Annotated in this window: 20 protein-coding genes; 6 read left to right on the forward strand and 14 right to left on the reverse strand. The window is 74.0% G+C overall.

Going from position 1 to position 21,642, the window contains the following annotated elements; all coding sequences use genetic code 11:
* Positions 1-69 precede the first annotated feature (69 nt).
* The 3 genes from ABZ457_RS15440 to ABZ457_RS15450 are packed head-to-tail and all read right to left on the reverse strand — an operon-like array spanning position 70 to position 3,525.
* Complete coding sequence (locus ABZ457_RS15440; protein WP_359158004.1) at positions 70-816, reverse strand: succinate dehydrogenase/fumarate reductase iron-sulfur subunit; 747 nt, start codon at positions 814-816, stop codon at positions 70-72.
* Positions 813-2,756, reverse strand: coding sequence for a fumarate reductase/succinate dehydrogenase flavoprotein subunit (locus ABZ457_RS15445; protein ID WP_359158005.1), 1,944 nt, complete (start codon positions 2,754-2,756; stop codon positions 813-815). The genes ABZ457_RS15440 and ABZ457_RS15445 overlap by 4 nt, the downstream gene beginning before the upstream one ends.
* Before the next feature lies 1 nt (position 2,757).
* Entirely contained in the window at positions 2,758-3,525 is a 768-nt protein-coding gene (locus tag ABZ457_RS15450) for a succinate dehydrogenase (protein ID WP_359158006.1), read from the reverse strand.
* A gap of 86 nt (positions 3,526-3,611) precedes the next feature.
* Between ABZ457_RS15450 and ABZ457_RS15455 the strand changes: the two genes are divergently transcribed.
* Positions 3,612-4,523, forward strand: coding sequence for a LysR substrate-binding domain-containing protein (locus ABZ457_RS15455; protein ID WP_359158008.1), 912 nt, complete (start codon positions 3,612-3,614; stop codon positions 4,521-4,523).
* A gap of 38 nt (positions 4,524-4,561) precedes the next feature.
* Here the strand turns inward: ABZ457_RS15455 and ABZ457_RS15460 are convergent, their stop codons facing one another.
* The 4 genes from ABZ457_RS15460 to pip all read right to left on the reverse strand — a co-directional run bounded on the left by ABZ457_RS15460 (position 4,562) and on the right by pip (position 10,021).
* A complete protein-coding gene (locus ABZ457_RS15460; protein ID WP_359158009.1) occupies positions 4,562-6,727 on the reverse strand; it encodes an EAL domain-containing protein in 2,166 nt (721 codons plus the stop codon).
* Complete coding sequence (locus tag ABZ457_RS15465) at positions 6,724-7,536, reverse strand: SAM-dependent methyltransferase (RefSeq protein WP_359158010.1); 813 nt, start codon at positions 7,534-7,536, stop codon at positions 6,724-6,726. The genes ABZ457_RS15460 and ABZ457_RS15465 overlap by 4 nt, the downstream gene beginning before the upstream one ends.
* 286 nt (positions 7,537-7,822) lie before the next feature.
* Positions 7,823-8,791, reverse strand: coding sequence for an SCO0930 family lipoprotein (locus ABZ457_RS15470; protein WP_359158011.1), 969 nt, complete (start codon positions 8,789-8,791; stop codon positions 7,823-7,825).
* A 270-nt stretch (positions 8,792-9,061) separates the two neighbouring features.
* Positions 9,062-10,021, reverse strand: a complete 960-nt coding sequence (gene pip, locus ABZ457_RS15475) for a prolyl aminopeptidase (RefSeq protein WP_359158013.1) — start codon at positions 10,019-10,021, stop codon at positions 9,062-9,064.
* Positions 10,022-10,313: 292 nt separating this feature from the next.
* Here pip and ABZ457_RS15480 point away from each other — a divergent pair, with 292 nt between their 5' ends.
* Positions 10,314-10,835 (forward strand): hypothetical protein, encoded by a 522-nt coding sequence (locus ABZ457_RS15480; protein ID WP_359158015.1) that lies wholly within the window; start codon positions 10,314-10,316, stop codon positions 10,833-10,835.
* Between the two features lie 132 nt (positions 10,836-10,967).
* Here ABZ457_RS15480 and ABZ457_RS15485 read toward each other — a convergent pair whose 3' ends face one another.
* Positions 10,968-11,459, reverse strand: coding sequence for a hypothetical protein (locus tag ABZ457_RS15485; RefSeq protein WP_359158016.1), 492 nt, complete (start codon positions 11,457-11,459; stop codon positions 10,968-10,970).
* 286 nt (positions 11,460-11,745) lie between these two features.
* Between ABZ457_RS15485 and ABZ457_RS15490 the strand changes: the two genes are divergently transcribed.
* On the forward strand, positions 11,746-12,414 hold the full coding sequence (locus tag ABZ457_RS15490; RefSeq protein WP_359158018.1) for a class F sortase: 669 nt from the start codon (positions 11,746-11,748) through the stop codon (positions 12,412-12,414).
* 75 nt (positions 12,415-12,489) lie between these two features.
* On the opposite strand, the gene ABZ457_RS15495 is transcribed toward ABZ457_RS15490, so the two are convergent.
* The gene (locus tag ABZ457_RS15495) at positions 12,490-13,350 is read right to left on the reverse strand and encodes a polysaccharide deacetylase family protein (protein WP_359158020.1); all 861 of its coding nucleotides are present in this window, start codon (positions 13,348-13,350) and stop codon (positions 12,490-12,492) included.
* 156 nt (positions 13,351-13,506) lie between these two features.
* Here ABZ457_RS15495 and ABZ457_RS15500 point away from each other — a divergent pair, with 156 nt between their 5' ends.
* Entirely contained in the window at positions 13,507-13,968 is a 462-nt protein-coding gene (locus ABZ457_RS15500) for a universal stress protein (RefSeq protein ID WP_359158021.1), read from the forward strand.
* Between the two features lie 16 nt (positions 13,969-13,984).
* Here the strand turns inward: ABZ457_RS15500 and ABZ457_RS15505 are convergent, their stop codons facing one another.
* Positions 13,985-15,199 carry a CapA family protein gene (locus tag ABZ457_RS15505; protein ID WP_359158022.1) on the reverse strand — a complete coding sequence of 405 codons (1,215 nt, stop codon included), beginning with the start codon at positions 15,197-15,199 and terminating at the stop codon, positions 13,985-13,987.
* Positions 15,200-15,486: 287 nt separating this feature from the next.
* Here ABZ457_RS15505 and ABZ457_RS15510 point away from each other — a divergent pair, with 287 nt between their 5' ends.
* Positions 15,487-16,104, forward strand: coding sequence for a sigma-70 family RNA polymerase sigma factor (locus tag ABZ457_RS15510; protein WP_359158023.1), 618 nt, complete (start codon positions 15,487-15,489; stop codon positions 16,102-16,104).
* A gap of 140 nt (positions 16,105-16,244) precedes the next feature.
* A complete protein-coding gene (locus ABZ457_RS15515) occupies positions 16,245-16,775 on the forward strand; it encodes a hypothetical protein (protein WP_359158024.1) in 531 nt (176 codons plus the stop codon).
* Between the two features lie 116 nt (positions 16,776-16,891).
* On the opposite strand, the gene ABZ457_RS15520 is transcribed toward ABZ457_RS15515, so the two are convergent.
* The 4 genes from ABZ457_RS15520 to ABZ457_RS15535 all read right to left on the reverse strand — a co-directional run bounded on the left by ABZ457_RS15520 (position 16,892) and on the right by ABZ457_RS15535 (position 21,544).
* Complete coding sequence (locus tag ABZ457_RS15520; RefSeq protein WP_359158025.1) at positions 16,892-18,112, reverse strand: histidine kinase; 1,221 nt, start codon at positions 18,110-18,112, stop codon at positions 16,892-16,894.
* Positions 18,109-19,908, reverse strand: a complete 1,800-nt coding sequence (locus ABZ457_RS15525; RefSeq protein ID WP_359158026.1) for a cation acetate symporter — start codon at positions 19,906-19,908, stop codon at positions 18,109-18,111. The genes ABZ457_RS15520 and ABZ457_RS15525 overlap by 4 nt, the downstream gene beginning before the upstream one ends.
* Before the next feature lie 2 nt (positions 19,909-19,910).
* Positions 19,911-20,291: a membrane protein gene (locus ABZ457_RS15530; RefSeq protein WP_020610319.1), complete on the reverse strand. Its 381-nt coding sequence runs from the start codon at positions 20,289-20,291 to the stop codon at positions 19,911-19,913.
* A 404-nt stretch (positions 20,292-20,695) separates the two neighbouring features.
* Positions 20,696-21,544, reverse strand: coding sequence for a LytTR family DNA-binding domain-containing protein (locus tag ABZ457_RS15535; RefSeq protein WP_359158027.1), 849 nt, complete (start codon positions 21,542-21,544; stop codon positions 20,696-20,698).
* Positions 21,545-21,642 lie beyond the last annotated feature (98 nt).

Raw genomic sequence — 21,642 nt, forward strand, 5'->3', positions numbered from 1 at the left:
TGCCTGAGTCCGGAACGAGTGGCCTTCTTCACTTCCCGAACATGTCCGGAACATATGCCGTCCCGGGGCTCACCGACGGGCCTTGCGGGTGGCCCGCAGCCACTCCCGGTTCATCGCCGCGATCGACGGCAGCGGGATGCCCTTCGGGCAGGCGGTCGCGCACTCGCCGGTCAGGGTGCAGCCGCCGAAGCCCTCCTCGTCCATCGCGGCCACCATGTCCAGCACCCGGGTCTCCCGCTCGGGCGCGCCCTGCGGCAGGACGTTGAGGTGGTTGACCTTGGCGGAGGTGAAGAGCATCGCCGAGCCGTTGGGGCAGGCCGCCACACAGGCCCCGCAGCCGATGCACTCGGCGTGCTCGAAGGCGGAGTCCGCGTCCGGCTTGGGCACGGGGGTGGCGTGCGCCTCGGGAGCCGCGCCGGTGGGGGCGCTGATGTAGCCGCCCGCCTGGATGACCCGGTCGAAGGCCGAGCGGTCGACGACGAGGTCCTTGACCACCGGGAAGGCCGCGGCCCGCCAGGGCTCGACGTCGATGGTGTCGCCGTCCGCGAAGGAGCGCATATGGAGCTGGCAGGTGGTGGTCCGCTCGGGGCCGTGGGCGTCGCCGTTGATGACCAGCGAGCAGGCGCCGCAGATGCCCTCGCGGCAGTCGTGGTCGAAGGCGACCGGGTCCTCCCCCCGCAGGATCAGGTCCTCGTTGAGGGTGTCGAGCATCTCCAGGAACGACATGTCCGGGGAGACGCCGTCGACCTCGTACTCGGCCATACCACCTTCGGCCTCGGCGTTCTTCTGGCGCCAGACGCGCAGGACGATCCTCATGCGTAGCTCCGCTGGGTGGGGTGGACGTACTCGAAGACGAGGTCCTCCTTGTGGAGGGCGGGCGCCTCGCCGGTGCCGCGGAACTCCCAGGCCGCCGCGTAGGCGAAGCCCTCGTCGTCCCGGGCGGCCTCGCCGTCGGGGGTCTGGGACTCCTCGCGGAAGTGGCCGCCGCAGGACTCGGTGCGGTGGAGGGCGTCGAGGCACATCAGCTCGGCGAGCTCCAGGTAGTCGACGACTCGGTTGGCCTTCTCCAGCGACTGGTTGAACTCCTCGCCGGTGCCGGGGACGGTGATCCGGCGCCAGAACTCCTCGCGGATCTGCGGGATGCGCGCCAGGGCCTTGCGGAGCCCCTCGTCGGTGCGGGCCATGCCGCAGTACTCCCACATCACCTCGCCGATCTCGCGGTGGAAGGAGTCGGGGGTGCGGTCGCCACGGACGGCGAGGAGCCGGGCGAGCCGGTCGCGGGTCTCGCCGGCCGCCTCGGCGACGGCCGGATGATCGCCGGCGACCGGGGTGAAGCCGCCGCGCGCCAGGTAGTCGTTGATGGTGGACGGCAGGACGAAGTAGCCGTCCGCGAGCCCCTGCATCAGCGCGGAGGCGCCGAGCCGGTTGGCGCCGTGGTCCGAGAAGTTGGCCTCGCCGATCGCGAACAGGCCCGGCACGGTGGTCTGGAGGTCGTAGTCGACCCAGAGCCCGCCCATCGTGTAGTGCACCGCCGGGTAGATCCGCATGGGCACCTCGTACGGATCCTCGTCGGTGATCCGCTGGTACATGTCGAAGAGGTTGCCGTACTTCGCCTCGACCGCCCCCCGGCCCATCCGGGCGATGGCGTCGGCGAAGTCCAGGTAGACGCCCTGCCCGCCCGGTCCCACTCCCCGGCCCTCGTCGCAGACGTTCTTCGCGGCGCGGGAGGCGATGTCACGCGGGACCAGGTTGCCGAAGGAGGGGTAGATGCGCTCCAGGTAGTAGTCGCGCTCCGCCTCGGGGATCTCGTGCGGCGGCCGGGTGTCGCCCTGCGCCTTCGGGACCCAGATCCGGCCGTCGTTGCGCAGCGACTCGCTCATCAGAGTCAGCTTGGACTGGTGGTCGCCGGTGCGCGGGATGCAGGTGGGGTGGATCTGGGTGAAGCAGGGGTTGGCGAAGTACGCCCCGCGCCGGTGGGCGCGCCAGACGGCGGTGGCGTTGGAGTTCATGGCGTTCGTCGACAGGTAGAAGACGTTGCCGTAACCGCCGGACGCCAGGACGACCGCGTCCGCGAGGTGGGTGGAGATCTCGCCGGTGACGAGGTCGCGGGCGACGATCCCGCGGGCCCGTCCGTCGACCACCACCAGGTCCAGCATCTCGGTGCGGGCGTGCAGGGTGACGGTCCCGGCCGCGATCTGCCGGGAGAGGGCCTGGTAGGCGCCGAGGAGGAGCTGCTGCCCGGTCTGGCCGCGGGCGTAGAAGGTCCGGGAGACCTGGACGCCGCCGAAGGAGCGGGTGTCCAGGAGGCCGCCGTACTCGCGGGCGAAGGGGACGCCCTGGGCGACGCACTGGTCGATGATCTCCACGGAGATCTGCGCGAGGCGGTGGACGTTGGACTCCCGGGCGCGGAAGTCGCCGCCCTTGACGGTGTCGTAGAAGAGGCGGTGGATCGAGTCGCCGTCGTTGCGGTAGTTCTTGGCCGCGTTGATGCCGCCCTGGGCGGCGATCGAGTGGGCCCGGCGCGGGGAGTCCTGGTAGCAGAACTGCTCGACGTGGTAGCCCTGTTCGGCGAGGGTGGCACCCGCGGCCCCGCCGGCCAGGCCGGTGCCGACCACGATCACGGTGTGCTTGCGCCGGTTGGCCGGGTTGACCAGCTTCGCCTGGAAGCGGCGGGTGTCCCAGCGGTCGGCGACGGGCCCCTCGGGGGCCTTGGTGTCGGCGATCGGCTCGCCGGCGGTGTAGTCCAGGTAGGTCATCTCAGCTCACGACTCCGGTCATGACGGCGACGGGTACGGCGACGAAGCCGGCGGTCAGGCCCAGCGCCAGCAGGTTGGCGGTGGCCTTCAGGGCGCGGTCCCGGCGGGCGTTGCCCGCGCCCAGGGTCTGGGCGGCGCTCCAGAAGCCGTGCCGGACGTGGAGGCCGACGGCGAGCATGGCGGTGAGGTAGATGACGTTGCCGTACCAGGTGGAGAAGGTGTCGACGACGTTCTCGTAGGGCCGCCCCTCCTGGAAGCCGCCGCTGTGGACGTGCCCGGTGGTCAGGTCGAGGATGTGCCAGACGATGAAGAGGGCCATGATGACCCCGCCCCAGCGCATGGTCCGGGTCGCGTAGCTCGCCCGGCGGCGCTTGTGCACATAGCCGGTGGGCCGCGCCCGCAGGTCCCGCCGGGTGAGCTGGTACGCGCTGACCGCGTGCGCGACGACGGCGGCGAGCAGCACGACCCGCACGATCCACAGCGCCCAGGAGTAGTGCAGGACCGGGGCGCCCATGGTGCGCAGCCAGTGTCCGTAGGAGTTGAACTCCTCGGGGCCGAAGAAGACCTTGAGGTTGCCCATCACATGGGCGACGAGATAGCCGAGCATCAGCAGCCCGCTGACGGCCATGACCGTCTTCTTGCCGATGGTCGACTGCCAGAAGGCGCGCACCGCGGACGGCCGCCGGCCCGCGCCGCCCGTCCCGGCCGTGCCACCCGTACCGCCGCCCGTGCCCGCCTGCGCCTTGCGTGTCCGCGTTGCCAGAGCCATGACGCCGACGCTAGGGCCGGGGCGGGTCAGTGGTCCAAGACATGATCCGGCTGATCCCGATAGGCAGGGCCTATAGAGTGGCGTTCATGCAGCTCCAGCAGCTCCGCTACTTCACCGCCGTCGCCGAGACCCTGCACTTCACCCGGGCAGCCGAGCGGGTGCATGTCTCGCAGCCCTCGCTCTCCCAGCAGATCCGGGCGCTGGAGCAGGAGCTGGGCGCGGACCTGTTCCGGCGGGCCCGGGGGAACATCGCCCTGACCGACGCCGGGGAGGCGCTGCTGCCGCTGGCCCGGCGGATTCTCGCGGACACCGAGACCGCGCGGCGGGAGGTGCAGGAGGTGGCCCAGCTGCGCCGGGGCCGGGTGCGGCTGGGGGCCACGCCGAGTCTGTGCACCGGGCTGCTGCCGCAGGTGCTGCGCACCTTCCACGACCGGCATCCGGGGATCGAGCTCCTGATCGAGGAGTCCGGCTCGCACGACCTGGTGCGGGCGCTGGCGCGCGGGGCGCTGGACCTGGCCCTGGTGGTGCTGCCGCTGCCGTCCTCCTCGCCGTCGCTGACCGCGGTGGAGCTGCTGCGGGAGGACCTGGTGGTGGTCTCCTCCCCGGCGGCCCCGGCCCCGGCGTCACCGCTGCGGATCGCCGATCTCGCGGGCGAGCCGCTGGTGATGTTCCGGCACGGCTACGACCTGCGGGACCTGACGGTGGCGGCCTGCCGGTCCGCCGGTTTCGAGCCCTCGTTCACGGTGGAGGGCGGCGAGATGGACGCGGTGCTGGGCTTCGTGCGGGCCGGGCTGGGGGTGGCCGTGGTCCCGGCGATGGTGGCCGAGGGGGCGGGCGGCGATCTGCGGGTGACCCGGCTGTCCGGTGCGGGGCTGCACCGGACGATCGCGCTGGCGCACCGCAGCGACGTGGAACCGCCGCGCGCGGCCCGGGAGTTGCAGCGGATGCTGCTGGCGTCCCGGGTGCACCGCCCGGTCCGGCCGGGCCGCGCGGGCTGATGCCTCGGCGGCGGTCCGCCGCCTTGCCGCGCCCGCGCTCAGACCGCGTCGGCCAGCAGCAGGGAGTGGATCCGGTCCGGCGCCCCGGGCCGGGCGTAGTACCAGCCCTGGGCCGTGTCGCAGCCCAGCTCCCGCAGCTGCTCCGCCTGCGCCCCCGTCTCCACGCCCTCCACGGTGACGGCCAGCTCCAGGCTGTGCGCGAGCGAGACGATCCCCTCCACGATCTTCAGGTCGACCGGGTCGCACGGGTGCTGCTGCATCCCCTGCGTGAAGGAACGATCCAGCTTCAGCACGCTCACCGGGAGCCGGCGCAGGTTGGCCAGGTTGGAGTACCCGGTGCCGAAGTCGTCGAGCGCGATGTCCACGCCCAGTTCCGCGAGTTGGCGCAGGGGCTTCAGCAGGTCCTCGTCCGCCCCTATCAGGGCCGACTCGGTGACCTCCAGGCACAGCGCGCCCGGGTCCAGACCGGACCGCTCCAGCACGTCGACCGTGTCCGCGACCAGCCCCGGGTGGGTGAGTTGCGCCGGGGAGAGGTTGACGTTGATCCGCAGCGGGCCGCCGTCGCTGTGCCGGGTGCTCCAGTAGCGGGCCTGGCGGACCGACTCCTCCAGCACCCAGCGGCCCAGCGGCACGATCAGCCCGGTGCGTTCGGCGAGCGGGATGAAGCGGTCCGGGCCGAGCACCCCGTGCTGCGGATGGCACCAGCGGACCAGGGCCTCGGCGCCGTGCACGGTGCCGTCCCCGAGGTGCACCAGCGGCTGGTACTCGATGAAGAACTCGCCCCGCTCCAGCGCGGCCGGCAGGGCGGTGGTCAGCCCGTGGCGGGTGATGGCCCGCGCGTCCGCCTCCGGGTCGGCCAGCTCGTAGCGGTTGCCGCCCGCCGACTTGGCCCGGTACATGGTGATGTCGGCGCTGCGCAGCACCTCCGCGCTGGTCCGCTCCCCCGCCGGGCCCTCGACGATGCCGATGCTGCCGCGCACGGTGAACTCGCGGCCGTCCACGTTGATCGGCGCGGAGAGCGCGCCCAGGATCCGGGCGGCCAGTTCGTCGACCTCGCGCTCGGTGTCGGGGCCGGTGGTCAGGGCCACGAACTCGTCGCCGCCGAGCCGGGCGACCATCTCGCCGGGGGCGGTGGCGCAGCTCTGGAGCCGGTCGGCGACCTCGACCAGCAGCCGGTCTCCGGTCGCGTGGCCGAGGCTGTCGTTGATGGCCTTGAAGCCGTCGAGGTCCAGGTAGCAGAGCCCGAAGCGGTTGCCGTCGCCGGCGGTGACGGCCTTCTCCAGGCGTTCGAAGAAGAGGGTGCGGTTGGGCAGCCCGGTGAGCGCGTCGTGGGTGGCCTCGTAGCGCAGCCGCAGATTGAGGAGCCGCCGCTCGGTGGTGTCCTCCATCAGGGCGAGCTGGTACTGCGGCACGCCCTCGGCGTCGCGCAGCAGGGAGACGGTGAGGTTGGTCCACAGGACCGTGCCGTCGCCCCGGTAGAAGGGCTTCTCGGTGCGGTAGTCCTCGCGTTCGCCGCGCACCAGCTCCCGGTACAGCTCCCAGACGTGGGGCCGGTCCTCGGGGTGGGCCCACTCGGTGAACCGGCGGCCGCGCACATGGTGCTCCAGGCCGCCGAACATCCGGGTCAGGGTGTCGTTGACCTCCAGCACATTGCCGTCGAGGTCCGCGATGGCGATGCCGATGGCGGCGCCCTCGAAGACGGCCCGGAAACGGACCTCGGTGTCGTGCATCGCCTGGAGGGCGTCGTTGCGGGCGAGCAGGGTGGAGCGGGCGATGGCCTCCTGCTCGGCGAGGGTCCGCTCGCGCAGCGCGTGGGCGAACCCGGCGGCCACCGCGTGCTGGAGGCGGGCGCACCGGGCGCGGCTCTCCTCGGCGCTGAGGCCGGGGTCGCCGCAGTAGAGGACGAGGTACGCGTCGATCACGCCGAGGGTGCGGCTGAGCGCGTCGGGGTCGGTGCAGTGGGCCTCCACCAGCGCCCGCCCGATCCGCTGCCCGGACTGGGGTGCGAACGGTCTCGCGTGCAGGGCCTCGCGCAGCTCCCGGGCCACGGGGAGCAGATGGCCCTCGAACTCGGGGCGGGTGAGCGAGGTGGCGGTGGCCGGGAAGATGGCCCGGCTCCAGATGGTCGCGAAGCGCCGGAGGCGGTCCTCGGGGGCGTCCGGTTCCACGGCTGGGCCCCCGGCCTGGGACGACGGCTGGTTCACGCCCGGCGCCCCACCCCTGAGAAGCCGGAGAAGGCGTAGGGGTCCTCCTGGCCGGCGTCGTCGCCGGGCCTCCAGCGCGCCAGGGGGACCAGCCCGGGTTCGACCATCTCGAATCCCTCGAAGAAGGCCGCGATCTCCTCGCGGCTGCGCATGACCAGCGGGTTGCGGATGTCGCGGTAGACCCCCACCGCGCCGCCCGCCTGCTCCTGGGGCACCGGGATGCCCTCGTAGGAGGCGTGGGTGAGGATCAGCAGACTGCCGGGCGCGAGCGCGTCGCGCAGGGCGGCGACGGCGGCGCGCGGGTCGTCGGCGTCCTCGACGAAGTGCAGTACGGCGACGAGGAGGAGGGCCACCGGCCGGTCCAGGTCGAGGAGTCCCTTGACCTCGGCGCTGTCCAGGATCTGGCCGGGCGCGCGCAGGTCGGCGGCGAGGACGGCCGCGTGCTCGTCGCCCTCCAGGAGGCTGCGGCTGTGGGCCACGGCGACCGGGTCGTGGTCGACGTAGACGACGCGCGCCCGGGGGTCGGACCGCCGGGCGACCTCGTGGACGTTGCCGAAGGTGGGGATGCCGGAGCCGATGTCGAGGAACTGGTCGATGCCCTCGGCGACGGCGAAGTCCACGGCGCGGCGCATGAAGGCCCGGTTCGCCTGCATGATCTTGGGCAGGCCCGGCAGGAACTCCATCGCCTTGCGCGCGGCTTCCCGGTCGGCCTCGAAGTTGTGCGAACCGCCCAGATAGAAATCGTAGATCCGGGACACGCTCGGCACCGATATGTCGATGCTCTGCGGTGCCCAGGCGGGTCGCTCCATCGATGTCTCCAACAAGTCGCCACGGCAGGGAGGCCACGTCCATGGCCGGTGTTCGAGCCGAGGCTACTGATCGCCCGCCAAGAGGGCGAGCCCAACCGGAAATTCGCGGTCCGTTCTTGGTCACACGTGCCGGTCACGGTCCTCTGTCATACGTGGACGTCATGCGCACGCGTCATGACGGGGCGTCACCGCCGCCCCGGCACGAGCCGCGGGCACGCGGACGGCCCGCCGCCGCGCCGAGGGACGCGAGGGCGGGCCGGCCACGGCCGGAGGCGCGACGTGGGGACTACTTGGGCGCTCCGACCGGCTTGCCCTCCGGGGAGATGGCGTACCAGGTGCCGCCGACGCCCTGGCCGTTGGTGTCGCCGGGCTTCTTGTCCCCGGCGAAGGTGTAGAGCGGCCAGCAGTCGATGGTCTGCTGCTTGATGCCGTCGGGCCGGTCGAAGGTGACATAGCCCTTCTTCAGGATGCCCTTGGTGTCGTTCTTGTCGACGGGCGCGACGACCGGCCACTTCTCCAGGCACTCACCGGTGCAGGCCGTCTTCATGGGCCAGGCGGAGTCCTTCATGAAGCGGTAGACGGTCATGCCGTTCTTGTCGACGACGACCTCGCCCAGCTTGGGGTCGTTGCGCACGGACAGCCCCGCCAGGTCGGCGGCCTCGCCGCCCGCGTCCTCACCGCCGGCGTCCCCGCCGCCCGCGCCCGGGGCGGCCTTCTTGCCGTCGGGGGCGGAGGCGTACCAGGTGCCGCCGACGCCCTGGCCGTTGACGTCACCGGCCTTGGTGTCCTTGGCGTAGCGGTACATCGGCCATCCGTCGATGGTGAGCTGCTTGCTGCCGTCCGCCCTGGTCACCTCGCCGATGAGGGAGGCGTCGACACCCGGGGCGGCGGTCGCGCCGCCGGCCGCGACGACGGGCCAGACCTTCGCGCAGTCGCCTTCGCAATTGGACTTCGGCGGCTTGGCCGTGTCCTTGTCGAAGCGGTAGAGGGTGAAGCCGGCGCTGTCGGTGACGACCTCGCCGATGTCGGGGCTGTCGAAGACGGCGAGCTGGCCGGCGGGCTTGGCCGCGGCCGCCGCCTCGCCTCCGCTGTCGGAGCCGTAGCCGCCGTAGCCGTCGCCGGGGGCCGCGGGGTTGGCCGCGCCGACCGCCTGGCCGTTGGGCGTCTGGTTGCCCTGGTCCTGACCGCACGCCGTCGTCAGCGCGAGTACAGCCGCCGCAGTCACCGCGAGCGAGGCGTTCCGCCAGGTGTTCATGTCCACTCCCGTTGTTCTTCAGGCTTCTCGAGCCGGTGGGGCGCCGCCGCGGCGCCCTTTCATGGCCCTAGGTACGGACACGGGGGCGAGGCGTGTTCAACCCGTTCGGAAATTTCTTCCGGGTCGCGGGAGCAAATGGTCGAAATCCCCTCGGCACCAGGCGAATTCCCCCACGCGGCGGAGCACGGAAATGGCTTGAACTGAACTCAACCGGAGGGCCCCGGCATCCCTCCGGGCCCCTCCGGGGGCCATCGGGGCGGGTTCACGGGCTCAGCGGAAGCCGTCGATGGCGGCCCGCACCCGCCCGCGCAGCGCCGAACTCCCCTTGTGCCCGGCGTCGTCGACGACGACGAGTTCGGCGCCGTCCCAGCCGCGGGCCAGCTCCCAGGCGGTGTCCAGGGGCGAGCTGAGGTCGAGACGCCCGTGGAAGAGGACGCCCGGGATGCCGTTCAGCCGCCCCGCGTTCGCGAGGAGTTCGCCCTCCGGCAGCCAGGCCCCGTGGGCGAAGTAGTGCGCGGTGATGCGCACGAAGGCGAGCCGGGCGGCGTCCGGGCGGCCGGCGTAGAGGTCGGGCGCGCCGTGCGGCTCCAGGGAGAGGACGGCGTCCTCCCAGCGGCACCACTCGGCCGCCGCGTGCTCCCGCACCGCCCGGTCGGGGCTCTCCATGCGCCGGGCGTAGGCGGCGACCAGGGCGCCGGGGCCCTCGGCCTCGGGCACGGCGGCCCGGAAGCGGTCCCACTGCTCGGGGAAGAAGCGGCCGGCCCCGTGGTACAGCCAGTCGGTCTCGGACCGCCGGGTGGTGGTCACCCCGTTGACGACGATGCCGGTGACCCGCTCGGGGTGGCGCTGGGCGTAGGCGAGGAGCAGGGTCGAGCCCCAGGAACCGCCGTACAGGACCCAGGAGTCGATTCCGAGCGCGGTGCGCAGCTTCTCCATGTCGGCGAGCAGATGGTGCGTGGTGTTGACGCTCATGTCGGCGGCCGGGTCCGAGGCGTGCGGGGTGCTGTGCCCGCAGCCGCGCTGGTCGAACAGGACGATCCGGTACGCCGCCGGGTCGAAGTAGCGGCGCATCCCCGGTGTGCACCCGGAGCCGGGGCCGCCGTGGACCACGAGCGCGGGCCTGCCCCGGGGGTTCCCGGACACCTCCCAGTGGACGAGGTTGCCGTCGCCGACGTCGAGCATCCCCTCCTCGTAGGGTTCGACGGGCGGATACAGCGCGTCGTCGTCCACGTCCCCGGCTCCTCGTCCTCTGTGTCCTCGCCCCTGCCCCGGCCGGCCACCCTATGTCCCGCCGCGCCATCGCCGTGGCCCACGCGCCCGCGCGCCTGTACCCCGCCGGGGCCGGTCTCCCACGCCGACCCGCCGTCCCCGTCCCCCTGTCGCACCAGCGGTATGACCCGTTTGCCCTACAGCGATCGCGGCGCACCGTGGCCGCTCGTAGCGTTTCGGTGATCGAGGAGCACCCCCCGACCTGCGCGGAAACGGTTCCCGCGGCTGCTCCTCGGGACCCGGAGGTCCGACCATGCGTGCGATACGTGCCGCATCCGCCGCTCTCGGAGCGGCCGCACTCGCCCTGTCCGCCCCCACCGCCGCCCACGCCGTGAACAACACGCCGTACGACTTCTCGGTGACCCCGTCCTCGGTGGCCGCCGGCGGCCGGGTGACGCTCACCGCGGGCGGCTGCCCCAGCACCACCACGGTGACCTCGGGTGTCTTCGACACCGTCACCATCCCCCGCAACGGCGCCGCGACGGCGGTCGTCGACTGGGACGCCCGGCCCGGCGCCGTCTACTCCGTGCAGTTCAACTGCACCGGACAGGTCGGCACCCTCGATCTGCGGATCGCCGGCGGCTCGTCCAGCCCCACCGCCAGCTCCACCCGCCCCGCCCAGACCATCGCCCCCTCGGGCGTGCGCGGCGGTGTGGGCGGCAGCGTCGACAGCATGAACACGGCGGAGATGGCGGCGGGCGGCGCCCTGGTCGCGGCCGCCGCCACGGCGACCGTCCTCGTGGTGCGCCGCCGTACCGCCGGCCGCCGTCACTGACGCGCCCGGCGTGCCCCCGCGGAGCCCGGCACCAGGGCCACCCACCCGTGGTGCACACCGAACGCCCGTCGCCCCGAGTCCTGTGCGGGTTCGGGGCGACGGGCGGTGGGCCGACCGGGAGGTTTCGGCCGATCAGACCTGGCCGCCGACCGTGCGGCGACGGCGGGCGATGAAGAGGCTGCCGCCCACCGCCGCCGTGGCGACCAGACCGGCGCCGATCGCCATCTCGGTGCTGCTGGGCCCGATGGACCCGCCGAGACCGCCCTGCGCACCGCCGCCGCGGCGGACGGTGAACGAGGCGCTGGCGGTCTGCGTGCTGTCGTTGCAGCGGACCGTCAGGTGGTAGTCGCCGGGCGAGGCGTTGTTGCGGACCCGGGCCGTGGCGGTCTGCTGACCGCGGTCGCCCCGGGAGAGGGTGGCGTCGGGGAAGGCGTTCGAACTGACGGTGCCACCGCGGTGGCAGCCGTCGACCGTGATCGTCAGGGTGCCTCCGGGGAACACCGTGGACGGGCTGACATGGACGTTCCTCGGGCCGTCCCCACCGCCGGCGGCGGCCAGTGGAGCGCCGAGCCCGACGGCCGCGAAGGCGGTCGCGGTCACCGCGAGAGCGCGTACAGCACGCATCGTTGAACCTCCAGGAAGACGCTCCGAAGCGGCGCTCCGGCAAAGTCGACGAGGACGTCTTCCATGACGAACCCTCACTGAGCACCGTCAACTACGCATTTCGGGCTTGGCCCGTCCCGGTGAGCCGACACGCCGTGCGGACGGACGGGTATCTGACGGAGTCGCAGGTCACAGACTGTCAGCAGTCGATTGTCCGATTACCCGGATGGGTCACCCCGACTGGCCCCGGCCACCCGTTCGCCCTTCCCTGATCGCCGCCCGGGGGAGGCGCACTTAGCGTGCCTGCATGCGCAATAAGGGGAGAACCGAACGGGACACCTTCGGCCGGCGGGTACCGCGCCCGTCGCCGTGGGGGATCCTGGCACTCGTCATGCTCAGCGGAATCGCCCTGATGAAGAACGGCGCGGACGTCGGCATGGGCCCGCCGCAGCCCGCCGCGGCGGCCTCCCGGAGCAATGGCACGGGAGAAACCTTCCTGCCGGTGCCGCTGGAGCCGCTGCCGTACGCACCGCCCGCCACGGTGCGCATCCCGTCGATCAAGGTCAACGCGCCGATCATGGACGTGGGCCTGGACGACAAGGGGTGGATCGCGGCGCCGCCCCCGCAGGACCCCAATCTGGCCGGCTGGTTCCAGAACGGCGTCGCCCCGGGCCAGCGCGGCACCTCCGTGATCGTCGGCCATGTCGACAACCAATCCGGGCCCGCCGTCTTCTACGGGCTGGGCTCGGTCGAGAAGGGCCAGCTGGTGGAGGTGCCGCGGCTCGACGGGCGGACCGCGGTCTTCGAGGTGTACGGCGTGGAGGTGTTCTCCAAGAACGACTTCCCCGGTGTGCGCGTCTACGGCGACACCGGGCAGCCGGAACTCCGGGTCATCACCTGCGGCGGGGGCTACTCGAAGGCCGACGGCTACGACGGCAACGTGGTGGTCTTCGCCCGGATGGTCAAGACCCGCTGACCGCGGCCGGGGGCCCGGCGACCGCCCCCGCCGCCGCTCCCCCGTCGCCACCGTCCCGCACCGCCGGCCCCCGGGTCAGCGGTGCGGGACGGTGATGTCGTAGCCCTCGTCGATCAGCCGGGGCAGATAGCGGCGCAGGGCGGCGACGCTCTGGGAGCGGTCCCCGCCCGCGTCGTGGGAGAGGACGACGACGCCGGGGGCCGCGCCGTCCAGGACCCGGCGGACGATCGTGTTGGTGCCGGGCTCGGTCCAGTCGAGGGTGTCCACGGTCCAGGCGAGCGGTTCCATCCCCAGTTCGGCGCCGATCTCGAACGAGTGCCGGTTCCACGCCCCGTAGGGCGCCCGGTACCAGAGCGGCGGCGCGCCGACCGCCTTCTCCACGACATCGCTGGTGCGGCCCAGCTCCCGGCGGATCGAGGACGGGGCCAGACCGGGCACCAGCGGGTGCGACCAGGTGTGGTTGCCGATCACATGACCGTCGTCGGACATCTCGCGCAGCAGGTCGGGGTTGTAGTCCGCCATCTCGCCGCAGACGAAGAACATCGCCCGCACCTCGTGCTCGCGCAGGGTTTTCAGGACGCCCGGGGTGTAGCGGGGGTCGGGGCCGTCGTCGAAGGTGAGCACCATCGTCCGGCCCTCGGCGGGCAGTTCGAGGAACGGGCGGGTGCGCACGGGCGGTGCCGCGCGGCGGGCGACGGGGGCCTGCGCGGTCATCGGCTGCAAGCGGTACGAGGACGCCCGCGGGGGCGGGGCCGCGGCGGCCCCCGGACCCTGGGCCGGGGGCGCCGGGGACGGCGGCTCGGACGGTCTCAGCGCCCGCTCGGGACCGCCACCGCTCTCGGCGGCGAAGAGCCCGCCGACGATCGCGGCCCCGCCGAGCGCGGCGGCCAGCCGGAGCGCCGAGCGGCGCGGGACGTGCAGCTCATCCTTTTTCATGGCCCACTGCTCGCACGCGCGGGGGCCGCCGCGGCCGACCGACACGGGCGGGCGGCGGATTCGACCCGATGGGAGCAACGGCGGCGCCGCCGTCCACGCCGCCGACGGGGCACGACCGCGCACCGCGCCGGGGGCCGGCCCGATAACCTCACCGGTGTGACGCGGCAACCGGCCCAGCGCTTCGAACGGGGCACCGACGGTCCGAAGGTGATCGTCGTCGGCCTGGACGGGTCCGACTCCTCGATGCGGGCCGCCGCCTACGCGAGCGGCCTCGCGCGCCGGCAGGGGGCACTGCTCGCCATCGTCTACGTGCAGCCGGTGATGCCGGCGGGGGCGGCGCTGGGCGCGCCGGGGGCCGTCACCACCGGGGAGACCGCCGAGGAGCTGGCGGCGGAGATCCGTGCGGCGGCGGAGCGGGTGCAGGGCATCTGGGACGTGCGCTGGGAGTTCCACACCCTCCGTGGGGACCCGTTCACGGGGCTGGTCGCGGCGGCCGGCGAACTGAAGGCGGACGCCGTGGTGGTGGGCGCCTCCGAGTCGGCGGGGCACCGGATCGTCGGCTCGGTCGCGGTCCGGCTGGTCAAGGCGGGGCGCTGGCCGGTGACCGTGGTCCCGTGACCGGGGCGGGCACGCGCTAGCGGCCTCGCACCAGGCCGTCGCGCTGGGCGCCCCGGCCGAGGGCGGCGGCGTCGATCTGGGCGAGGGCGGTGCGGTAGTCGGCCCGGCCGGGGTTGGCGTCGAGGGCGGCGGGCAGGGTGACGACCCGGCCGGCGACGGTGTCCATCCACTGCGGCACGTACTCGGCGCGGGTGACCTCCCAGCGTCCGCCGCGTGCGGTCGGGGGCGAGAAGGTGAAGCGGGCGAGGGTGCCCTGGTTGCCGCGCGGGTCGTGGGCACCGTCGTAGTTGATCATCGCGCCGGCGATCTGGTCGCCCATGCCGTACGCGATCCAGGTGCCGTTGACCTTCTCGTACGCCTGCGGGACATGGGCGTGGGTGCCGAGGATCAGGTCGATGTCGGGGCGGCCGCCGGTGGTGGAGGCGGTCAGGGAGCGGCCCAGGGAGAGCTGGCGCTCGTCGGGTTCCGTCTGCCACTCGGTGCCCCAGTGGAGGCTGACCACGACGATGTCGGCGCCCTCCCGCCGGGCGCGGCGGGCGTCGTCGAGGATGCGCTGCTCGTCGATGAGGGCGACGCTCCAGGGGCGGCCGGCGGGGACGGGGATGTCGTTGGTGCCGTAGGTGTAGGCGAGTTGGGCGACGGTGGCGCCGCCGGCGCTGAGCAGGGCGGGGCGGCGGGACTCGGCCTCGCTGCGGGCCGAGCCGGCGTGCCGGACGCCCGCCGCGTCGAGGGCGTCCAGGGTGCGGGCGATACCGGCGGCGCCGTCGTCCAGGGTGTGGTTGGAGGCCGTGGAGCAGGAGTCGTAGCCGGTGTCGGCGAGGGCGCGGGCGACCTCGGGCGGGGACTTGAAGGACGGGTAGCCGCTGTAGTCGCCGTCCGCGCCGTAGACCGTCTCCATATGGCAGATCGCCAGGTCGGCGCGGGAGACCACGGGGGCGACCCCGGCCAGCATGGGGCGGAAGTCGTAGCCCTTGCCGGCCGCGTCGGCGGCGGCCTGGGCGATCACCGAGTCATGGGGCAGGACGTCACCGCTGGCGACCAGGGTGAAGGGACGCTGGGCGGGGGTGGAGCCGGCGGCCGGGGTCGAGCCGGCGGTGGCGGTCCCGGTGGCCCGGGGCGGGTGCCCGGGGCCGGCGCACGCCGCCGCGCCGGTGAGGAGCAGGAGGGCGCAGGCGAGGGCGGTACGGCCGGGTCGCCGGGGGTGCCGGGGGGCCGGCGTCGTCCGTGGCATCACAGCATCCTCCGAATTATACGATTTACAGCTTTTGGGACTTTTTGACGACACAGGGGAGGGCGGGGGTGAGTCAAGCGACGCAGCGGTGAGTCGCCGGAACGGACCCGCCATGGCGGCACCGCGGACCGGGTGGGCACCGGCGGGTCCGGCCGACCGCTCACCGCACCACTCGCCGCTCGGAGCGACCGTTCGCCGACGCCCGCCGTCCGGCGACTGTCGCGGGGTGCGCGGATGCGTTCGTATACGCCACGGGACAGCGGCGACGGGTGAAAGGGTGTTGGCGAATGGCGACGGCGACCGCGACGACCGACGAACGGGCCATGGCGGAGCTCCAGCGCGAACACGGCCCCGCCCTGCTGAGCTTCCTGCTCGGACTCACCTACGGCGACCAGCAGCGCGCCGAGGACCTGCTCCAGGAGACCCTGGTGCGGGCGTGGCAGCACCCCGAGGCGTTCGACGCGCCCTATGAGTCGATGCGGCCCTGGCTGTTCACGGTCGGACGGCGGCTCGCCATCGACGCCCGTCGCTCACGACTGGCCCGGCCGGCCGAGATCGGCGACGGCGTCCTCGCCACCACCCCCGACCCGCTCGACCTCACCGAGTCCGCGGTCGCCGCGCTCGACGTACGGGCCGCCGTCGGGTCGCTCAGCCCCGAGCACCGGGCGGTGCTGGTGCAGATCTACTTCCACGGCCTGAGCGTCAACGAGGCCGCCGAGGTGCTGGGCATCCCGCCCGGGACCGTCAAGTCGCGCTCGCACTACGCGCTCCGCGCGCTCGCCCGCTGCCTGCCCGGGTACAGCCGGCGTCCGGTCACCACCGCCCCGAAGGCCACAGGGGGGACCCGGCGCCACTCCGACCACGGCCCGGGCCGCCCGGCATGCCGAACGTCACGCCGGAGTTGAGCCGAACGGGACACCTCGCCGTACCGGAAGGGGGAGGCTCGTGCTCGGGCCCCGGCCCCCCGCGGGCACGGCCTGCCGGCTCCGGTCCGTACCGGAACCGGGGCCCACGGCACAGGCGCGACCGGAGGACGGTGAGGACCATGCGGTTGGGAAGACCGGGCGGCACGGGCGGGCCTGGACTCGCCGTCCCGATGGCGTGGCTCTGCGCGGAGTACACGGCCGGGGAGATCCTGCGCGCGGCCGGGCTCGTGGGGCCCGGAACCATCGAGTTCCGGGCCGGTCACCGCTGCCTGGCGCTGACGATCCATCTGAGCGGCCGGGCGGGCCTCCCCTCCCCCGCCGCGGCCGGGCCGTGGCCCGACGAGCGGATCGACGCGGGGATCGACGGCTGGATCGAGCACACCGCGCACGGCCGCCCGTGGCCCCTCTGGGTCGCCCGGGAACTCGCCGACCGGGCCGGCCACGAACGGGACGGCGCCCCGGACCCAGACCTGGCGCTCGCCGTCGCCGCCTGGGAGTGGCTGCGCACCACCGAGGTGCACGCGGCCGACCTGGACGGCCTGACGCCCCTCACGCCCGGCGTCCCGCCGGTGGACGAGGGCCAGCGGGTGTGGACACCGGTCCGGCACCTGGGGCTCCCGCTCGCACATCTCGCACTGCACCTGTGGTGACGCCGGACCGCTGAACCGCCCGCCCGGCGCACCGTGCGCCCGTCCGCCCATCCGGCGCGCCGTGAGCCCGCCCGCCCGTCCGGCGCGGGCCCGTGCCCGCGCGACCGCGCCGTGGCTCAGCGCATGCCGCGTCCGCCCGCCGAGGAGTGCACGCCCGCCCGGTACTTGGGCACCCGGACGGTGATCTTCATTCCGGCGCCGACGGCCGTCTCGATGACCAGCCCGTGGTCGTCGCCGTACACCTGCCGCAGCCGTTCGTCGACATTGAGCAGGCCGATGCCCGAGGAGGCCCCCGCCTCCCCCGCGAGGATCGCCCGCAGGGCGTCCGGGTCCATGCCCACCCCGTCGTCCTCGATGGTCACCATGGCCTCGGCGCCCGCGTCCTGGGCGGCGATGGTGACCCGGCACTCGGAACGGGAGTCCTCCAGCCCGTGCTTGACCGCGTTCTCGACCAGCGGCTGGAGGCAGAGGAAGGGCAGGGTCACGGGCAGGACCTCGGGAGCCACCTGGAGGGTGACCTTCAGCCGGTCACCGAACCGGGCGCCGGCCAGGGCGAGGTACTGCTCGATGCAGCGCAGTTCGTCCGCGAGCTGGGTGAACTCGCCGTGCCGGCGGAACGAGTAGCGGGTGAAGTCGGCGAACTCCAGCAGCAGTTCCCGTGCGCGTTCCGGGTCGGTGCGCACGAAGGAGGCGATGGCGGCCAGCGAGTTGAAGATGAAGTGCGGGGAGATCTGGGCCCGCAGCGCGCGGATCTCCGCCTCGATCAGCCGGGTCCGCGAGCGGTCCAGTTCCGCCAGTTCCAGCTGGACGGAGACCCAGCGCGCGACTTCCGTCGCCGCCCGCACCAGCACCGCGGACTCCCGGGAGCCGTAGGCCACCAGGGTGCCGAGCACCCCCTCCTCGCCGGTCAGCGGGGCGATCACCACCCAGCGCAGCGGGCACTCCACGTCCGCGCACTCGGAGTGGACGCTGCGGCCCCGGCCCGACTCCAGGACCTCGGCGACCTTCGCCATCACCTGCTCGCGGTGGTGGTCGTCGCCCGGCCCGTCCCAGGCGAGCACGCCGTCCCGGTCGGTGAGGCAGAGCGCCTCGGTGCCCAGCAGGGACCGCAGCCGGCGGGCGGCCTTGCGGGCGGTGTCCTCGGTGAGCCCGGCCCGCAGCGGGGGTGCGGCGAGGGAAGCCGTGTGCAGGGTGTGGAAGGTGGCCAGCTCCACCGGGGTGCCGAGGTCGAGGTCGGGGCGGGCGGCCCGCCGGCCCGCGAACCTGCCGAGGGCGAAGCCGACGCCCAGCAGCAGGGCCGCGATCAGGACCGCCACCACGGCCTGTGCTCCGTTCACCGGCCCCCGCCCCTCGTCACCCGGTCCGCCGCTCTCTCGCCCCGCGCCGCCTCGCCCCGCGTGTCCTCCGTGCGCCCGTCGGTGCGGCCGCCGCCGGCCAGGTCCTCCGGGAGGTGCAGCCGCGCCAGGGTGGCGGCCGCGCCGGGCGGGATGTGGCGGGCGGTCGCCAGGGAGACGACCACCATGGTCAGAAAGCCCAGCGGCACCGACCACACCGCCGGCCAGGCCATCAGGGTGTGCCCCCAGCCCTCCGGGGCCAGCCCGGCGCGCGTCGCCATGACCGCCGTCAGGGCCGCGCCGCCGCCCGTGATCAGGCCCGCCGCCGCGCCCGGCGGGGTCAGCCCCCTCCACCAGATCCCGAGCACCAGCAGCGGGCAGAACGAGGAGGCGGAGACGGCGAAGGCGAGCCCCACCGCGTCCGCCACCGGTACGTCCCCCGTGACCACGGCCAGGGCCAGCGGGACCGCCATCGCGACCACGGTCGCCAGCCGGAAGTGGCGCACCCCGCGCGAGGGCAGCACGTCCTGGGTGAGGGTGCCCGCGACGGACATGGTCAGCCCGGACGCCGTCGACAGGAACGCGGCGAAGGCCCCGCCCGCCAGCAGCGCGCCGAGGAGATCGCCCGCGAGCCCGCCGATCACCCGGTCCGGCAGCACCAGGACCGCCGCGTCCGCCGCGCCGGTGAGGGCCAGCTCGGGGGCGTAGATCCGGCCGAGGGCGCCGAAGACCGGGGGCAGCAGGTAGAAGGCGCCGATCAGGCCGAGGACGACCAGGGTGGTGCGCCGGGCCGCCCGCCCGTTGGGGCTGGTGTAGAAGCGGACGGCGACATGCGGGAGCCCCATGGTGCCGAGGAAGGTCGCCAGGATGAGCCCGTAGGTGGCGTACAGCTGGGAGCCGTCCCGACCGCCGGACAGCGGCTGCGACCAGCTCACCGGGTCGGCGCCGGAGGCCGCCCGTTCCGGGACCTCCGCGCCCTTGGGCAGGCCCAGTTCGGCACCCGCCTCGATCCGGTGCGGCCCCTCCCCCAGGGTCACCCGCTCCCCCTGGTGGCGGACGCCGTCGACGGTGCCGGAGACGGTGAGGGTGAGCGGCCGGTCCAGTTCGACGCGGACGGTGTCGCCGACCCGGACGTCGGTGTGCTCGCGCAGCACGGCCGGCGCGTCGAACCGGGCGCGCGGGGCGTCGTCGCCCACCCAGGCGGCGACCAGGAAGAGGGCGGGCACCAGCAGGGCGGTGAGCTTCAGCCAGTACTGGAACGCCTGGACGAAGGTGATGCTGCGCATCCCGCCGGCCGCGACCGCCCCGGTGACGACCACCGCGACCACCAGCGACCCCAGCCAGTCGGGCGCCCCGGTCAGGATCTCCAGGGTGAGGCCCGCGCCCTGGAGCTGCGGCAGCAGATACAGCCAGGCGATCCCGACGACGAAGAGGCTGGCGAGCCGGCGCACGGCGGCGGACTCCAGCCGGGCCTCGGCGAAGTCGGAGAGAGTGTACGCGCCCGAGCGGCGCAGCGGGGCCGCGACCAGGACGAGCAGGACGAGGTATCCGGCGGTGTAGCCGACCGGGTACCAGAGCATGTCCGGCCCCTGGAGGAGGACCAGCCCGGCGATGCCGAGGAAGGAGGCGGCGGAGAGGTACTCGCCGCTGATGGCGGCCGCGTTGAGACCGGGCTTGACGGTGCGGGAGGCGACGTAGAAGTCGGAGGTGGTCCGGGATATCCGCAGGCCCAGGGCGCCGATGAGGACCGTGGCGAGCACCACGGCGGTGACGGCGGCCACCGCGTAGGTCTGGTTCACGGTCAGCGGCCCTCGACCAGCCGGGTGAAGTCCCGTTCGTTGCGTTCCGCGCGGCGCACGTACCAGCGGGCGAGGAGCCACATCACGGGGTAGACGCCGAAGCCGAGGGCGCCCCAGACGAGGGGCGCCGGGGAGTCGAGGCGGCCGCCGAGGGCGGCGGGCAGCGCGAAGAGCAGCGGCAGGGTGCCGACGAGCAGGGCCAGCATTCCGAGGGTCCAGAGCGCGGCCCGCAGCTGGCTGCGCATGAGGGACCGCACATAGGTGGTGCCGAGGGTGGTCTGCTCGCTGATCTCGTGGCGTGCCGGGGCGTGGCCGGGCGGGCGCCGGGTGCCGCGGGGCACACCGGTGACCACCTCGCGGCGCGGGGGGTGCTCTGCAGACATCGGCGTCCGCTCCAGCGTCTCTTCGTCGGTCGGCTCGGGCCCGGCACACCGGGCCCCCGGGGGAACAGGCCCCCGGGAGAAGGGGAGTCTACGCAGCGGCGATTACCGACGGTAGAGACCGGCGGTGACGGGCCCCGCACCGCCGGGCGTCCTGCGCAGGGGCCGGGCGGGCTCCGGGGCCGGACGAACGGCGCCCGGGCACGCCGAGCGGCCGGTGGGCCGGCTCGCGGGGGTCGTCGGCCCGGTCCGCGCGGCCGGAACCGGGCGTCGGCCGGGCTTCGGGTGCGCGGCGGGGCGGTGAGGCGGCTGCGCGCGGTGGGACTTCGGGCACGCAGCGCCCGGCTGCGCGCGCCCGAGGCAGGTCAGGCGCGGGGCAGTCAGGACGGGCGCCCGCCGGGGGCCGGTCAGGCGCGCGGGCCGCCGCCCGCCGGGCCCGCCGACTTGCCGCCGCGCGGTGCCATCAGCAGATCGCGGAGCTGGCGGGCGTGCCGGCGGCTCACCGCCAGCTCCGCCGAGCCGACCCGTACGCTCGTCGCCCCGGCGTCCAGCCGGAGTTCGTCGATCCGGGCGAGGGCCACCAGATGGCTGCGGTGGATGCGCACGAAACCGCGCGAGGCCCAGCGCTCCTCCAGCGTGGACAGCGGGATGCGCACCAGATGGCTGCCCTCGTCCGTGTGCAGGCGCGCGTAGTCGCCCTGCGCCTCGACATAGGCGATGTCGTCCACCGGGACGAACCGGGTCACCCCGCCCAGTTCGACGGGTATCTGGTCGCTGCCCGGTCCGGGCACCACCGGCGGCCCGGCGGTCCTGGCGCCGGGGACCGGGTCCGGCTGCCGTGCCCCGTCCCGGGTCTCCCGCTGGGCGAGGACCAGTTCCCGGACCCGGCGCACCGCCTCGGCGAGGCGTTCCCGGCGGACCGGCTTGAGGACGTAGTCCACCGCCTTGAGGTCGAACGCCTGCACGGCGAAGCCCTCGTGCGCGGTGACGAACACGATCTGGGGCGGGCGGGCGAACCCGGCGAGGAGCCGGGCCACGTCCAGTCCGGTGAGCCCGGCCATGTGGATGTCGAGGAAGACGACGTCGACCGCCTCCTCCCCGTCCGGCCCCGCGTCCAGGGCGCGCCCGATCCGGCGGAGCGCCTCCGTGGCGTCGGTGGCGCCCTCGGCGCTGCGGATCCGGGGGTCCGCGCGCAGGAGGTAGAGCAGCTCCTCCAGCGCCGGTTTCTCGTCGTCGACGGCCAGTACGCGCAGCATGCAGCGGAGTCTAGACACCCCGGCGGGCGCACGGGCGGGGGCCCGTTTGCGATCGCGTCCTTACCGTGACCAAGCGGTTGAGCAGAGTCCCCGTGCGC

This window comes from Streptomyces sp. NPDC005805 (assembly GCF_040630445.1).
In the GTDB taxonomy this organism is placed as follows: domain Bacteria; phylum Actinomycetota; class Actinomycetes; order Streptomycetales; family Streptomycetaceae; genus Streptomyces.